The 14783-nt window shown below is 66.2% G+C and carries 14 protein-coding genes; 3 read left to right on the top strand and 11 right to left on the bottom strand.

The window, feature by feature from the left end:
* Positions 1-9: 9 nt before the first annotated feature.
* The 6 genes from pheT to rpmI form a co-directional block, all read right to left on the bottom strand.
* Positions 10-2430 carry a phenylalanine--tRNA ligase subunit beta gene (gene pheT / locus OXS27_RS21070; protein ID WP_267358537.1) on the bottom strand — a complete coding sequence of 807 codons (2421 nt, stop codon included), beginning with the start codon at positions 2428-2430 and terminating at the stop codon, positions 10-12.
* Positions 2431-2447: 17 nt separating this feature from the next.
* Positions 2448-2954, bottom strand: a complete 507-nt coding sequence (locus tag OXS27_RS21075; protein WP_243924928.1) for a hypothetical protein — start codon at positions 2952-2954, stop codon at positions 2448-2450.
* Positions 2951-3253 (bottom strand): hypothetical protein, encoded by a 303-nt coding sequence (locus OXS27_RS21080; protein WP_243924927.1) that lies wholly within the window; start codon positions 3251-3253, stop codon positions 2951-2953. The genes OXS27_RS21075 and OXS27_RS21080 overlap by 4 nt, the downstream gene beginning before the upstream one ends.
* Positions 3254-3267: 14 nt before the next feature.
* Complete coding sequence (gene pheS / locus OXS27_RS21085; protein ID WP_267358538.1) at positions 3268-4350, bottom strand: phenylalanine--tRNA ligase subunit alpha; 1083 nt, start codon at positions 4348-4350, stop codon at positions 3268-3270.
* Between the two features lie 151 nt (positions 4351-4501).
* On the bottom strand, positions 4502-4879 hold the full coding sequence (gene rplT / locus OXS27_RS21090; protein WP_160534568.1) for a 50S ribosomal protein L20: 378 nt from the start codon (positions 4877-4879) through the stop codon (positions 4502-4504).
* Between the two features lie 50 nt (positions 4880-4929).
* Complete coding sequence (gene rpmI, locus OXS27_RS21095) at positions 4930-5133, bottom strand: 50S ribosomal protein L35 (protein ID WP_243924925.1); 204 nt, start codon at positions 5131-5133, stop codon at positions 4930-4932.
* Positions 5134-5560: 427 nt separating this feature from the next.
* On the opposite strand from rpmI, the gene OXS27_RS21100 reads away from it, so the two are divergent.
* The 3 genes from OXS27_RS21100 to dapE all read left to right on the top strand — a co-directional run bounded on the left by OXS27_RS21100 (position 5561) and on the right by dapE (position 10469).
* Entirely contained in the window at positions 5561-6691 is a 1131-nt protein-coding gene (locus OXS27_RS21100; protein WP_267358539.1) for a glycosyltransferase family 4 protein, read from the top strand.
* 147 nt (positions 6692-6838) lie between these two features.
* Entirely contained in the window at positions 6839-9196 is a 2358-nt protein-coding gene (locus OXS27_RS21105; RefSeq protein ID WP_267358540.1) for a glycogen debranching N-terminal domain-containing protein, read from the top strand.
* A 73-nt stretch (positions 9197-9269) separates the two neighbouring features.
* Entirely contained in the window at positions 9270-10469 is a 1200-nt protein-coding gene (gene dapE, locus OXS27_RS21110) for a succinyl-diaminopimelate desuccinylase (protein ID WP_267358541.1), read from the top strand.
* 2 nt (positions 10470-10471) lie between these two features.
* Here dapE and OXS27_RS21115 read toward each other — a convergent pair whose 3' ends face one another.
* The 5 genes from OXS27_RS21115 to recR all read right to left on the bottom strand — a co-directional run bounded on the left by OXS27_RS21115 (position 10472) and on the right by recR (position 14727).
* Entirely contained in the window at positions 10472-11443 is a 972-nt protein-coding gene (locus OXS27_RS21115; protein WP_267358542.1) for a hypothetical protein, read from the bottom strand.
* Positions 11444-11823: 380 nt separating this feature from the next.
* A complete protein-coding gene (gene truA / locus OXS27_RS21120; RefSeq protein ID WP_243924919.1) occupies positions 11824-12579 on the bottom strand; it encodes a tRNA pseudouridine(38-40) synthase TruA in 756 nt (251 codons plus the stop codon).
* The gene (gene fmt, locus OXS27_RS21125) at positions 12579-13508 is read right to left on the bottom strand and encodes a methionyl-tRNA formyltransferase (protein ID WP_267358543.1); all 930 of its coding nucleotides are present in this window, start codon (positions 13506-13508) and stop codon (positions 12579-12581) included. Before fmt ends, truA begins: the two co-directional genes overlap by 1 nt.
* Positions 13509-13515: 7 nt before the next feature.
* On the bottom strand, positions 13516-14031 hold the full coding sequence (gene def / locus OXS27_RS21130) for a peptide deformylase (protein ID WP_267358544.1): 516 nt from the start codon (positions 14029-14031) through the stop codon (positions 13516-13518).
* 90 nt (positions 14032-14121) lie between these two features.
* A complete protein-coding gene (gene recR / locus OXS27_RS21135; RefSeq protein ID WP_244005084.1) occupies positions 14122-14727 on the bottom strand; it encodes a recombination mediator RecR in 606 nt (201 codons plus the stop codon).
* Between the last annotated feature and the right edge of the window lie 56 nt (positions 14728-14783).

Genomic DNA, 14783 nt, shown 5'->3' on the forward strand with positions numbered 1-14783 from the left:
CGGCTTCCCTCAGCCGCGAAGCGTCGCGCCGGTCCGGCGCGAGACCTCGGCGACGATCTTGGCGCTCACCGCCTCGATCTCGGCATCCGTCAGGGTCCGTTCCACCGGCTGCAGCCGCACCGCGATCGCCACCGATTTCGCGCCCTCGGGAACGCCGGGACCCTCGTAGAGATCGAATACGTCGACCGCCGTGACCAGCTTGCGCTCGGCGTTCTGAGCCGCCTTGACGATGTCGCCGGCCGGAACGTCGCGGCCGACCACGAAGGCGAAGTCGCGCGACAGGGGCTGGAATTCGGCGAGCGTGAGCGCCGGCTTGGCCTTGGTCGGCTTCAGCTTGGGCAGCGGCAGCGCGTCGAGCACGATCTCGAAGGCGACGAAGCTGCCCTTGAGATCGAGGGCCTGAAGCGTCCGCGGATGAACCTCGCCGAACCAGCCGATCTCGGTCTTGGGACCGAACCGCAGCGTCCCCGAGCGGCCGGGATGAAGCCAGGACGGTCCGCCGGCCGTCACCTGAAGCCCACCCGTCGGCACGGCGAGGCTGCCGAGCAGCGCCAGCGCGTCGGCCTTGGCGTCGAACGCATCCACGGTCTCGGTCGCACCGTCCCAGTGGCGTCCGGATCCCGACAGAGTCGCGCTGCCCCGGCGGATCGCAGCCGCGCGGATCGTCTGGCCCTCCGGCTCGTCGGAGGCGAAGCACTGGCCGACCTCGAACAGGGCAGCATCCGGGTAGCCGCGGTCGGCGTTGCGCTGCGCCGCGCGCAGCAGGCCCGGCACGAGGCTCGGGCGCATGTCCGACAGGTCGGAGGCGATGGGGTTGGCGAGCGCGAGATCGGCGCCGCCGCCGCCGAACAGGACGGCGTCGTCATGCGACACGAAGGACCACGTCACCGCCTCCATCAGGCCGCGGCTGGCCAGGGCGCGCTTGGCGGTCCGCGTGCGCTTCTGCATCACCGTGAGCAGCGCGCCACCGATGCCGGCCAGGCGCGGCAGGGGCGTCGCCACGATTCGGTCGAGGCCGGCGATACGCACGACTTCCTCCACGAGATCGGCCTTGCCCTCCACGTCGGGCCGCCAGGACGGGGTGCGGACCTGCACCCGGTCGCCGGTGCCGGAGACGTGGAAGCCGAGCGTCTCCAGGATTCGCTGCATCTCACCGGGCTGCACGTCGAGGCCAGCGAGGCGATGGACCTCGGACCAGGGGAAGTCGATGATGCGCTCGGATTTTGGCGGTTCGCCGGCGATCTGTGCTTCGCTCGGCGTGCCGCCGCAGAGGTCGACCACGAGGCGGGTTGCGAGATCGAGTCCCGGGAGCGCGAAGGCCGGATCGACGCCGCGCTCGAAGCGGTAGCGGGCATCGGTGATGATGCCGAGGCGCCGGCCCGATTGCGCGATGTTGGTCGGATCCCACAGCGCCGATTCGATCAGCACGTCCGTGGTGGTTTCATCGCATCCGGATGTTTGGCCACCCATGATGCCGGCGATGGATTCGACGCCGTTCCCGTCGGCGATCACCACGGTATCGCCGGAGAGCGCGTGGGTTCGGCCGTCGAGGGCGAGCAGGCTCTCGCCGTCCTGCGCCCGGCGGATGGTGAGCCCACCCGAGACCTTGGCGGCGTCGAACACGTGCAACGGCCGGCCACGGTCGAAGGTGACGTAGTTGGTGATGTCGACCAGCGCGTTGATCGGGCGCAACCCGATGGCCCGCAGCCGGGCCTGCATCCAGGCCGGTGCGGGGCCGTTCTTGACGCCGCGCACCAGCCGCAGGGCGAAGAGCGGGCAGAGATGCCGATCCGCCGCATCGAAGGCGACTTCGATCCCGACCGGGCAGGGACCTTCGCCACGCACGGCCAGCACGGTCTCATGCTTGAGCGTGCCGATGCCGGCGGCCGCGAGATCGCGGGCGATCCCATGGACCGAGGTGCAATCCGGGCGGTTGGGCGTCAGATTGATCTCGATGACCGGATCGTCGAGCCCAGCATAGAGCGCGTAGGGCTGCCCGATCGGAGCCTCGGCCGGGAGTTCGAGGATGCCGTCATGGTCCTCGCCGAGGCCGAGTTCGGCGCCCGAGCAGAGCATGCCGTGGCTCTCGACGCCGCGGATCGTGCCGACCGACAGGGTGATGTTCTTGCCCGGCACGTAGGTGCCCGGCGGCGCGAAGACCGAGATGAGGCCGGCGCGGGCGTTCGGTGCCCCGCAGACGACCTGCACGGGCGCGCCGGCCCCGGTCTCGACGGTGCAGACCCGCAGCCGGTCGGCATTCGGATGCTGCTCCGCCGTCAGGATCTTGGCGACGATGTAGGGTTTGAGCGCGGCGGCCTTGTCCTCGACGCCCTCCACCTCCAGGCCGATCCGCGTCAGCGTCTCGGCGATGGTGTCGAGGGAGGCCTCGGTGTCGAGGTGGTCCTTGAGCCAGGAGAGGGTGAATTTCATGATGGACCTTCGAGAGCCTAGCGTCGGCTCGATCGTGTAGTGAGCAGAATCGCGAGCTTCCGGCGGATGTCTGCCGGAAGGCCATCGAGAAGACTCACCGTCTCTTCGGCAGCCGCGATCAGGGTTCGGGTTTCAGTGCGGGTCAGCAACTTCTGTTCGCCGCCGAGCCTGCCTGGTTGACTATAATCGGCATCCTCTCGCCAACGACGAAGAGCGATGAACACATCTGCAACGACAGAAATGTCTTGGTGCAGCGCACGCGTCTTGGACGACGCCAACACATCCCGGGCCCTGTTGTGTTCGAGGTTCCTGTAGACGAGCTCAATCTCGTCCGCCGAAGCGGTCCACAGACGGAGGCCATCACAGCAGATCTGACAGAGACAATGGAAGACGGCATAGTACGCGCTGCTGAGGGCGCGCCGGAAGGCCGCCTGCTCGACGATGCGCCGCCCTCGAACGCTTGTCAGATGAACCGCAATCTCGAGCAGGCCGCCACTGAGAGGATTTCGCGTCCGCCGCGTCACGGATCGAAATCCTCGGGGGCTGCACCGGGGATTTCGTCGTCGGGATAAGCGTAGCGTAGAAAGGGAAAGCGGTCCTCGCCGAGTGCTCGCAGCCGGGCGTGTAGCCCGGAGAGCGCAGCAACGACCGCACGACCATCGGCCGGCTGCGATCCGGGCCGGAAGTGCGCCAACACGCGAACGGCTGCGACACCCTCCGGATCGATATCGTCGGCGACTTCGGCGCGCTCGAAGCCATGGGCACCGAGCGTCGCCTGCAGCACCTCGTTGGCGACGCCGGCAATTTGAGCGTGAGTCAGCACAGTGCCCTCCGACGCTATCCCGTCAGCCCACCCACCAAGCTCGGCACATCCAGCGGCCGGAACCCATAGTGGTCCAGCCAGCGGACATCCGCCTCGAAGAACGGGCGCAGGTCCGGCATGCCGTATTTGAGCATGGCGATGCGGTCGATGCCGACCCCGAAGGCGAAGCCCTGGACGACGTCCGGATCGAGCCCGCAATTGCGCAGCACGTTCGAGTGGACCATCCCGCAGCCAAGGATTTCCAGCCAGTCGTCGCCCTCGCCGAAGCGGATCTCGCCGCCCTTGCGCGAGCACTGGATGTCCACTTCCGCGGACGGCTCGGTGAACGGGAAGAAGGACGGCCGGAAACGCATCTTCACGCCCTCGACCTCGAAGAACGCCGCGCAGAACTCCTCCAGCACCCACTTCAGGTTGGCGATGTTGGCGCTTGAGTCGATCACCAGCCCCTCGACCTGATGGAACATCGGCGTGTGGGTCTGGTCCGAATCGTGCCGGTAGGTCCGGCCCGGAATGATCACGCGGATCGGCGGCGTCTGCGCCCGCATCGTGCGGATCTGGACCGGCGAGGTGTGGGTGCGCAACACCTTGCGCTTCCCGTCGCGGTCGGGCGCCAGGAAGAACGTGTCGTGCATCTCCCGGGCCGGGTGGCCGGGCGGGAAGTTAAGGGCGGTGAAGTTCAGCTCGTCCGTCTCGATGTCCGGCCCCTCGGCCACCGCGAAGCCCATATCGGCGAAGATCGCGGTGATCTCGTCGATGACTTGCGAGATCGGATGGATCCGGCCACGCACCTCCGGCGCCTCGCGGACCGGCAGGGTCACGTCGATCCGCTCGGAGGCGAGGCGGGCCTCCAGGGCGGCCTCGGCGAGTTCGGTTTTGCGCGCGGTGACAGCGCCCTGCACCCGGTCGCGCAGGCCGTTGATCAGGGGCCCGCGCTCCTTGCGCTCCTCCGGGGTCATGCTGCCCAGGGTCTTCAGCTGGTCCGAGACGCTGCCCTTCTTGCCGAGCGCGGCCACGCGCACCGCGTCGAGGGCCGCCTCGTCGGAGGCCGTCGACACCTGGGCCAGGAGGTCGCGTTCGAGGGTATCGAGATCGGTCATCGCAGTCATCGAACTGGGTTGGGGAGCCGCCGTCGCGGGTGCTGTCGCGCGTTGTGTGCTCGGGCGCAAGCGCCGGGCGGGACCTCGAAAACGACGAAGGCGCGGCCCCCGAGGGAACCGCGCCTTCCGTGCGTCTCGCCGTGGGCCTGGATCAGGCGGCCTTGGCGGTGGTCTGGGGCAGCGCGGCCTTGGCCTTCTCGACGACGGCGGCAAAGCTCGCCGGCTCGTGGATCGCCAGTTCCGACAGCGCCTTGCGGTCGACGATGATGCCCGACTTCGCCAGGCCGTCGATGAAGCGCGAATAGGTCAGGCCATGCTCGCGGACCGCCGCGTTGAGGCGCTGGATCCAGAGAGCGCGGAACGTGCGCTTCTTGTTCTTACGGTCGCGGTAGGCATACTGCATGCCCTTCTCGACCGCCTGCTTGGCGATGCGGATCGTATTCTTGCGCCGGCCGTAATAGCCCTTGGCAGCCTTCAGAACTTTCTTGTGCTTCGCGTGACTGGTCACGCCGCGTTTGACGCGGGCCATCGGTTATCTCCTGGATTCGACGAAAGACAGTGGCAACGGGTGTTAAGGACTTACCGCGCGTTCGGCAGGAAGTACTTCTTCACGTTGGCGGCATCACCCTCGAACATCGTCGTGGTGCCGCGCAGGTTGCGGATCTGCTTGGTCGTCCGCTTGATCATCCCGTGGCGCTTGCCGGCCTGGGCGTACATCACCTTGCCGGTGCCGGTGATCTTGAAGCGCTTCTTCGCGCCGGATTTGGTCTTCAGCTTGGGCATTTGGCTCTCCGTTGCGCGAACATTCCCCGGAGCCGACCCGTGAAGGTCGGATGAGGATCGCGCGTTGATGCTTCTGGTGGAGCAGCACGAGCCGCCACGGCAGCCCTATCGGCCGGGCGGTTCGACGCGGTGCGGCTTATGACAGAAAGCCGACGCGGCGGCAACGTTCGGGCTGCAGGGCATTTCGTGTGAGATTGCCGGCCCGGGATCCGTGATGACGGAACGGTCCGGCCCCGAGGCTGTTTCGGAGCAGCCTGAAAGCGGTGGTGATTCGGAGGAATTCGGGGACAGCGAGCGCACTGCACAAAACGGTGCGCGACACCGGGAGCGCCAGGAACCATAACCTTAGCCGTCAGTTTCATTCATGTCCCGCTCAGGCCGGCAGGGTTAGACCCCCCGTCAAATTCGGCCACCCAGGAGACACTCCGTGCGCATTGCCCAGATCGCTCCGTTATCGGAGGCCGTTCCTCCGAAGTTCTACGGCGGCACCGAGCGCGTCGTCAGCTGGATTACGGAGGAACTGGTCCGCCAGGGCCACGAAGTCACGCTGTTCGCCAGCGGTGACTCCGACACGTCTGCCAAACTCGCGTCCTGCACCCCAGAGGGCCTGCGCCTGCTGGGCTACCGCGATCACACCGCCAGCCACCTGGCGATGCTGCATCAGGTGCACCGCCGCGCCCACGAATTCGATATCCTGCACTTCCACATCGACCTGCTGCAGTACCCGATGTTCGAGGACTTGAATCACAAGTGCCTCACAACGATGCACGGTCGTTTGGACGTGCCGGATTTCATGCCGGTCTACCGCACCTTCACGGGCATGCCGCTGGTCTCGATCTCCGATAATCAGCGCCTGCCGATGCCGCCGACCTCCAACTGGCTGGCGACGATCCATCACGGCCTGCCGGCCCAGAACTGCCCGTATACCCCCGAGACCAAGGGCGGCTATCTCGCGTTCCTCGGCCGGATCTCGCCCGAGAAGCGGCCCGACCGCGCCATTGAGATGGCGATCCGCTCCGGTACGCCGCTCAAGATCGCCGCGAAGGTCGACAAGGCCGATCAGGATTACTGGAACGAGAAGATCGAGCCGATGATCCACCACCCGCTGGTGGAGTTCATCGGTGAGATCAACGAGGAGCAGAAGAAGGACTTCCTCGGCAAAGCCTTGGCGCTCGCTTTCCCGATCGATTGGCCGGAGCCGTTCGGCCTGGTGATGATCGAGGCGATGTCGGCCGGCACGCCGGTGATCGCCTTCCGGAACGGCTCCGTGCCGGAGGTGATCAAGGACGGCGTGAGCGGCGTGCTCTGCGAGACCATGGACGATGCCGTCGCCGCCGTCGCCAAGGTAAAGACCATGAGCCGCGCCGGTGTGCGCCGCCACTTCGAGGGCCACTTCACCGCCGAGTGCATGGTCAAGAAGTACGTGGCCGCCTACGAGGAACTGCTCAGCCGCGGTGCCGATGTGATCAAGCTGCCGAGCTCAAGCTTCAAGCCGCAATACGGTGAGCTGAACGGTTCTGCCCGACCGGCGATTCCCGTCGCTGCCATGCCGGCGTAATCTTCGGCACTGGGCTTGCAAGACGGGCCTGGATTGGCCGAACGTCTCAAAGGCGACTCATCCATCAGGTGAATAAGGGCCGCGGCATCAGCATTGATGCGGCGGCCCTCTCGATTCGTACCCTCACAGCACCCGGAGATGCCCTGCATGGCGGACAACACGGCAGCGGCCCAAGAGGCTTTGAGTCACGGGGCGACGACCCGGAATGTGCCCGCCGGCACAGGTTTGGCGCACGGTTTCCAGGACGCGGACGACGTGCTGCCGCCCTACCACATCGAGGCGCAGACCTCCCTGGTGGAGCGGCCGCTCCGCTCGCTGAAGTTCGGTGAAGCGTTCGGGGTTCTGGATTCGTACGGCGATATCGGTGTTCAGCCGGGACCCGAGGGCCTGTATTTCCAGGACACGCGCTACCTGTCGCGCCTGGAGGTGACGGTCGAGGGCCAGCGCCCGCTGATGCTCTCCTCGGTGATGCAGGACGATAACGGCGCGCTCAGCGTCGACATGACGACGCCCGACATCCGCCTCGACGCCCACGACGAGACCTCGATCCCCCGCGAGACGATCGCGATCGAGCGCACCAAGTTCTTGTTCCGCGGCGCCTGCTACGACCGGATCGGCCTGCGCTCCTTCGATTCGAAGCACCGCCGCCTGCGGATCGCCGTGACGTTCGACGCGGATTTCCGGGACCTGTTCGAGGTGCGCGGAACCGACCGCAAGGAGCGCGGCAAGCGCGGCGTGCTGGTGGCGAGCGACCGGGAGGTCCAGTTCCGCTATGTCGGCCTGGACGAGATCGTGCGGACCACCGCCCTGCATTTCGGCCCGAAACCGGACCTGATCGAGCCCGGCCGCGTCGCCTTCGACGTGTCGCTGCCCCCGGAGGGCAAGGTCTCGCTGTTCATCCGCGTGACCTTCGAGGCGCACCGGGCCTTCACGAAGCCGCCGACCGACACGATGGTCGGCGAGGACGCGGCCGCCAAGCTGACGCTCGCGGCCAATGCCGGCGGCGCCCGGCGGGAGCCGAAGGATCTCGGCGAGGGGATGATCTTCGCCCGCGCCTACCGGGATTCGCGCCGCGACCTGCGGACGCTGACGGCGGGCATCACCACGATCATCTCGTCGAACGACCAGTTCAACGAAGGGCTGTGTCGGGCGACGGCCGACCTCTACATGCTGGCGAGCCGCACGCCGGAGGGGATCTACCCCTTCGCGGGCATCCCCTGGTACTCCACGGTGTTCGGCCGCGACGGCATCATCACGGCGATGATGGCGCTGTGGATCGACCCGAAATTCGCCCGGGGCGTTCTGCGCTACCTCGCCTCGACCCAGGCCAAGGCGGTTGATCCGGCGGCCGATGCACAGCCGGGCAAGGTCCTGCACGAGACCCGCCGCGGCGAGATGGCGATGCTCGGCGAGGTGCCGTTCCGGCACTATTACGGCACGATCGACGGCACGCCGCTCTTCGTGATGCTGGCCTGGGAATACTACGCCGTCACGGGCGATCTTGAGACCGTCCGGGCGATCTGGCCGGCGCTGGAACTCGCCCTCAATTGGATGGACCAATACGGCGACCGGGACGGCGACGGCTTCGTCGAATACGCCCGCGACACCGACAAGGGTCTGGAGAATCAGGGCTGGAAGGACAGCCATGATTCGATCTTCCATACGGACGGTCAGCTCGCCAAGGGGCCGATCGCGCTCTGTGAGGTGCAGGGCTACGTCTACGCCGCCAAGCACGGCATGGCGAAGCTCGCGGCGCTGCTCGGGCACGATCCGCTGGCCGAGCGCCTGACCCAGCAGGCCACGATCCTGCGCGAAAAATTCGACGCTGCATTCTGGAATGAGGAGATTGGCACCTACGCGCTCGCCCTCGACGGTGAGAAAAAGCAATGTGCCGTGCGCTCGTCCAATGCCGGCCACGCCCTGTTCACGGGGATCGCCAAGCCGGAGCGTGCCGAGCGGGTCGCCGAGACCCTGCTGGGCAAGGACGGGTTCAACGGCTGGGGCGTGCGCACCATCGCCAAGGGCGAGGCGCGCTACAACCCGATGTCGTACCACAACGGCTCGATCTGGCCGCACGACAACGCGCTCATCGCCATGGGTCTGGCTCGCTACGACCGCAAGCACGAGGCGGCGCGCATCTTCCAGGGGATGTTCGACACCTCGCTCTACCAGGACCAGAAGCGGCTGCCGGAGCTGTTCTGCGGCTTTATGCGGCGCAAGCAGCGCGGGCCGGTCTCGTACCCCGTGGCCTGCAGCCCGCAGGCTTGGGCGGCGGCGGCGCCTTTCGCGTTCCTCGCCGCGTGCCTCGGGCTCGAACTCGACCACGCCGGCAACAGCATCCGGTTGAAGAACCCGATCCTGCCGGGCTTCCTCGACGGCGTGACGCTCTACAACGTCCGGCTCGGCGGCTCGCACCTCGATATCCGGTTCCAGCGTTACGACGACGATGTCACAGTCTCGGTCCAGCGCCGCCACGGCGACGTGCAGGTGGTGGTCACCAAGTAGCGGGACTCCCCCTCGCGGCCCGCTTCGGGGTAAGCGGGCCGCGAGGGCGCTTTTTTTCCGCCGAGGATGCTCCATGCCGGCTGAGCACGATGCCCCGCACCCCGCTTTGCGCCTCGCGCAGGCCCTGATCCGCTGCCCCTCCGTCACCCCGGAGGATCGCGGCGCCCTCGATGTGGTCGCGGATGCGCTCCGGCCGGCTGGGTTCATCATCGAGCGGCCTGTCTTTGCTGAACCCGGCTATCCCGAAACGCCGAACCTGTTCGCGCGCATCGGGACACGTGGCCCCTGCCTGGTCTTCGCGGGCCACACCGATGTCGTGCCGGAGGGGGAGGGGGCCTGGCGGCACGCCCCCTTCGACGGCGCGGTGGCCGACGGGATGCTGTACGGCCGCGGTGCCGCCGATATGAAGGGCGGCATTGCATGCATGCTTGCCGCGACCCTGGCCTTCCTGGGACGCCGAAGCGCCGACCTCTCGGGGTCCATCGCCTTTCTGATCACCGGCGACGAGGAGGGGCCGGCGGTCAACGGCACCGTCAAGCTGCTCGACTGGGCGCGTGCCCGGGGGGAGCGCTTCGATCATTGCGTGCTCGGCGAACCGACCAATCCGGGCCGGCTAGGCGAGATGATCAAGATCGGCCGCCGGGGCTCGCTCACCGGCAAGCTCACGGTGCTCGGCCGACAGGGCCATGTCGCCTATCCACACAAGGCCGAGAACCCGATCCCGGGACTCCTTCGCCTCGCCTCGGCGCTGATTGCGGAGCCGCTCGACCGGGGCACGGCGCATTTCGACGCCTCGAACCTCGAATTCACGACGATTGATGTCGGCAACCCTGCCACCAACGTGATCCCGGCGACCGCCCGGGCGACGTTCAACGTCCGCTTTAATGACGACTGGACGGCCGAGAGCCTGGGCGCCGAGATCCGCCAGCGGCTGGAGCAGGCGGCCGGGAACGCGGTGCGCTTCACCCTCGATCTCCAGCCGTCGAACGCGCCCGCCTTCCTGACGCAGCCGGACACGTTCGTGAATCTGGTCTCCGCGGCGATCCAGGCGGAGACCGGCCTGACGCCGATCTTGTCGACCACGGGCGGCACCTCGGATGCCCGCTTCATCAAGGATGCCTGCCCGGTGATCGAGTTCGGCCTCGTGGGAGAGACTATGCACCAGACCGACGAGTGCGTGTCCGTCGCCGATCTGGAACGCCTCACGGCGATCTACGAGCGGGTGCTGGATGCTTATTTTCGAGGAGCCGAACTGCCGGATCGATCACGGTAAGTCTACGCGGTTCCGTTCGAGGCCGCCTTCGGTGTCCCTGAAAACCGCCGGTTCGTGTCTCCCAGGCGCTCTCCCACCTTCATATAGATCTGCCGGAGGCGATGCACATGCGGATCGTCCAGCTTGACTTGGATCGTGGCAATCACGAGCGCTTCCGTGATGCCACCGTGTTCTGAGCCATCAGAGTTTAAGCGCCTGTCGGGCAAAAGTATTGCACCGATAGCCATCAGAAGATCCGTGCTTCTCCAAATTTCGTTCAGGGCAGCACGCTCAAGATCGAACAGGGTTCGAATACCGGGCTGCCAGAGTCGGATCAATTTATCTGGCCCAACCGAGCAGCAGAGCTGCGCCTGCGCGACCCACTCCATGATTTGATAGACGCCGTAAGGTGTCTCCACAAACAACATCAGTGGATTTGCAGTGGCTAAGTTTTGGGTTGAGCGGATATGGTGGTCGGCGAGACGGTCGCGGATATCGCTATCAATACCGTCGATGATGTCGACGGGGGTCGCCGTGATCTTTCGACAGATTTCTGGGTTGTCGCGCTTGAAATGAGCCAGCTTGCTGCGGTCCATCACCATCCGATTGGCGCTCTCCGGAGAATGCCCGACCGCGTAGCCGAGCGTGATGAGCACCTTCGCGAAGACGGCGCTGGACCGAGTTGCATGTGTCATGAAGTCGAACGCAAACACGAAGATAATGATCAACAATGCACCAGCGATCAGGTTATTCGTCGCTGATATGTTAGAGGCCGGTCCAAAACCGAAATTGTTGATTGCACGAAAGAAATTGCGGATCATAAAGACATAGTCGCCTGCGAGCGCGGCGAGGAGGCCACAGACCCAGGCCGATAGCAGAGGATCTGCGCATCGCCCAATATCTTTTGGAGTGCAATCCGAACCGTCTAGAAAGGCAAGTAGATTGAGATTGACGTAGCGGGAAACAATGAATCCGAAGAGGATGAAGATAACCATCAGAGCAAGAGGCCCGGCAGTCCATACTCACGATGCGAAATCTTCCTGACTTGACCCACCTTCCTGCCCAGATCATCAAAGAAAATTTTTATATTTCACGAATTCGAACGATGGGGAAAAATCTTCTTAATTTCGATTGCCAATCGACCATTGAATAGTGCATACTTTAGCTAGTTCCATGACTATGCCATGTCTATGGATTTTCACTGTATTTCTAACAAAAATAAATAAAACGGGCGGTAGGATCAGGCCTAGCGTAACCAACAGCCAAATCAAATTATCCCAGCTCGTCGAAGCTCCGATCACTGTGCGGCTCCCAATAAACCGCGCTAGGGTCGGTCGGTCCGCCTATTTATCAACTTGAAGTTATCAAATAGGCTTCAGACTGAGTAGTCCACCCCCACGAACGTCAGCCCCGCGGCCGGCGCCAGGGGCCCGCACCGGCGCTTGTCGCCGGTCGCCAGGATGTCGGCGACCGCGTCGGCCGAGAGCCGTCCACAGCCGGCGAGCATCAACGTGCCGACTATCGCGCGCACCTGATGGTGCAGGAACGAGCGTGCCGAGGTCGCCACCACGATCTCGTCATGCAACGCCATCGGCACACGGGCAACGTCGAGTTGCTCCAGCGTGCGCATCGGGCTCTTGGCCTGGCATTCGGCCGCCCGGAAGGCCGAGAAGTCGTGGTGGCCGACGAGGCGCTGGGCCGCCGCGTGCATCAGATCTGCGTCCAGAGGCCATGGCACCTGCCAGACCCGATCTCGCGTCAGTGCTGCCGGGCTGCGCCGGTTGAGGATCCGGTAGCGGTAGTGGCGCCGGATCGCTGAGTGCCGAGCGTCGAAGCTGTCCGGCACGATCTCGGCCGAGAGCACGGCGACCGGCTGCGGCCGGAGATGCGCGTTGACGGCGTCGCGCACGGTGTCGGTCCGCCACGCCTTGGCGAGGTCGAGATGGGCAACCTGATGGATCGCGTGAACGCCGGCATCGGTCCGCCCGGCGCAGGTCAGCCGGACATTTTCGCCCGAGAAGCGGAGTACGGCGGCCTCGATGGCCGCCTGCACCGTGGGTTCATCGGCCTGCCGCTGCCACCCGCAGAACGGGCCGCCATCGTACTCGATGACGAGCTTGTAGCGGGGCATCAGCTGAGGCGGGCGCCGGACGTCAGCCGGGCGCCGCGGACGAATTCGGCTCCGCTCGCGCTTCCACCCTTGCCGGCCCGGCGCAACTCCGTCAGACGCACTGCGCCCGTCCCGCAGGCGACGGCTCCCTCGGCGTCCAGCAGCGTCCCCACTGCGCCCGAGCCGTCACTGACCAATGCGCGCAAAACCTTCACCCGCTCCGGGCCCTTACCTAGATCGACCTCGAAGAAGGCGCCGGGGAAGGGCGACAGGCCGTTGATGTGATTGGCAACCTCCGCGGCTGTCCGCGACCAGTCGATCCGTGCCTCATCGTTGGTGATCTTGTGGGCGTAGACGATGCCCTCGTCGGGTTGTGGCGTGAAGCTGAGCGTGCCCTGATCCAAGAGGCCGAGGGCGCGGGCCATCAGGTCGGCACCGATCGGCATCAGCGCGTCGTGCAGCGCACCGGCAGTCATGCCGGGTGTGATCGGCACCCGCGCCTCCAGCGCGACCGGCCCGGTATCGAGCCCGGCTTCCATGCGCATCACGCCGACACCGCTCTCGGCATCCCCGGCCATCACTGCGCGCTGGATCGGCGCTGCCCCGCGCCAGCGCGGCAGGAGCGAGCCGTGCAGGTTCAGGCAGCCGTGCCGCGGCGCGTCGAGGATCACCTGCGGCAGCAGCATTCCGTAGGCCACCACCACGGCGACATCGGCCCGATGCGCGGCGAATGTCTCCGCGGCCTCCGGCATGCGCAGGGTGGTGGGAGTCAGAACCGGCACGCCAAGCTGTTCGGCCAGCGTGTGGACCGGCGAGGGGCGCAGGCTCATGCCGCGGCCTGCCTTGGCGGGGGCGCGGGTATAGACGGCGGCGATGGCGTGGCCGTCCTGCGCGAGCTTGGCCAAAGTCGGCACCGCGAAGTCCGGGGTGCCCATGAATACGATGCGCATGGCCGGCTCAGGCCGCGTCGCGCTTGGCCGCCTTGGTGAATTTCTTGAGCACGCGGTCCCGCTTCAGCTTCGACAGGTGGTCGATGAACAGCACGCCGTTCAGATGGTCGATCTCGTGCTGGATGCAGGTGGCGAGCAGCCCGTCGGCCGCGATCTCCTGCTCTTTGCCGTCGAGGTCGCGGAACTTCACGCGGACCCGGTCCGGCCGCTCGACCTCGCCGTAATATTCGGGGATCGACAGGCAACCCTCGTCGTAGACCCGCTTCTCCTCCGACGACCAGACGATCTCGGGATCGATGAAGACCTGCGGCTTGCGCACGCCCTCCTCCTTCGAGGTGTCGATGGTCACGACGCGCTTCGCCACGCCGACCTGGATCGCCGCGAGGCCGACGCCGGGGGCGTCGTACATGGTCTCGAACATGTCGGCCACGAGGGTCCGGATCTCGCCGGTGATCGGGCCGACCGGATCGGAAATGCGGCGCAGGACGGGATCGGGGAGGATGACGAGCGGGCGGATGGTCATGGCGGCAACCGGCAGGGACAGCGCCGGGTCGGATCCGGGCTTTTTTGTCGAATAGGATGCGGGTCGAGACCGGTCAAATAGCGTGCGGCCTCAGAATACGGTCCGGCTCCGGATCGCCGCCGTTAGCGTGCCCTCGTCGAGGTAATCGAGCTCCCCGCCGACCGGCACGCCATGGGCGAGGCGCGTCACCTTCACGTCGCAGTGGCGGATCGATTCCGTGACGTAATGGGCCGTGGTCTGCCCATCGACGGTGGCGTTGAGCGCCAGGATCACCTCCGTGACCACGGGTTCGGCCACGCGCTCCACCAGGGAGGCGAGGTTCAGGTGCTCCGGCCGCACGCCGTCGAGCGCCGAGAGCACGCCGCCGAGGACGTGGTAGCGCGCCTTCACGGCCCCGGAGCGCTCCAGCGCCCAGAGGTCGGAAACATCCTCCACCACCACCAGGGTCGTGGGATCGCGCTCGGTATCACGGCAGATCGTGCAGGGCTCGGAGGTGTCGACGTTACCGCAGCTCGTGCAGACGACGATGCGCTCGACCGCGACCCGCATCGCGTCCGCGAGAGGGCCCAGCAGCGTGTCGCGCCGCTTGATGAGCTGCAGGGCGGCCCGCCGGGCCGAGCGCGGGCCCAGCCCGGGCATGCGGGCGAGAAGCTGGATCAGGCGTTCGATCTCGGGGCCGGCGACGGCTTGGGGCATCGTGCCTCTGGAGAGAGTCTGGGGCGTGGACGGGGGCGCTGTCCGCGACGGGCATA

It is taken from the genome of Methylobacterium sp. GC_Met_3 (assembly GCF_026540775.1).
Classification (GTDB): Bacteria; Pseudomonadota; Alphaproteobacteria; order Rhizobiales; family Beijerinckiaceae; genus Methylobacterium.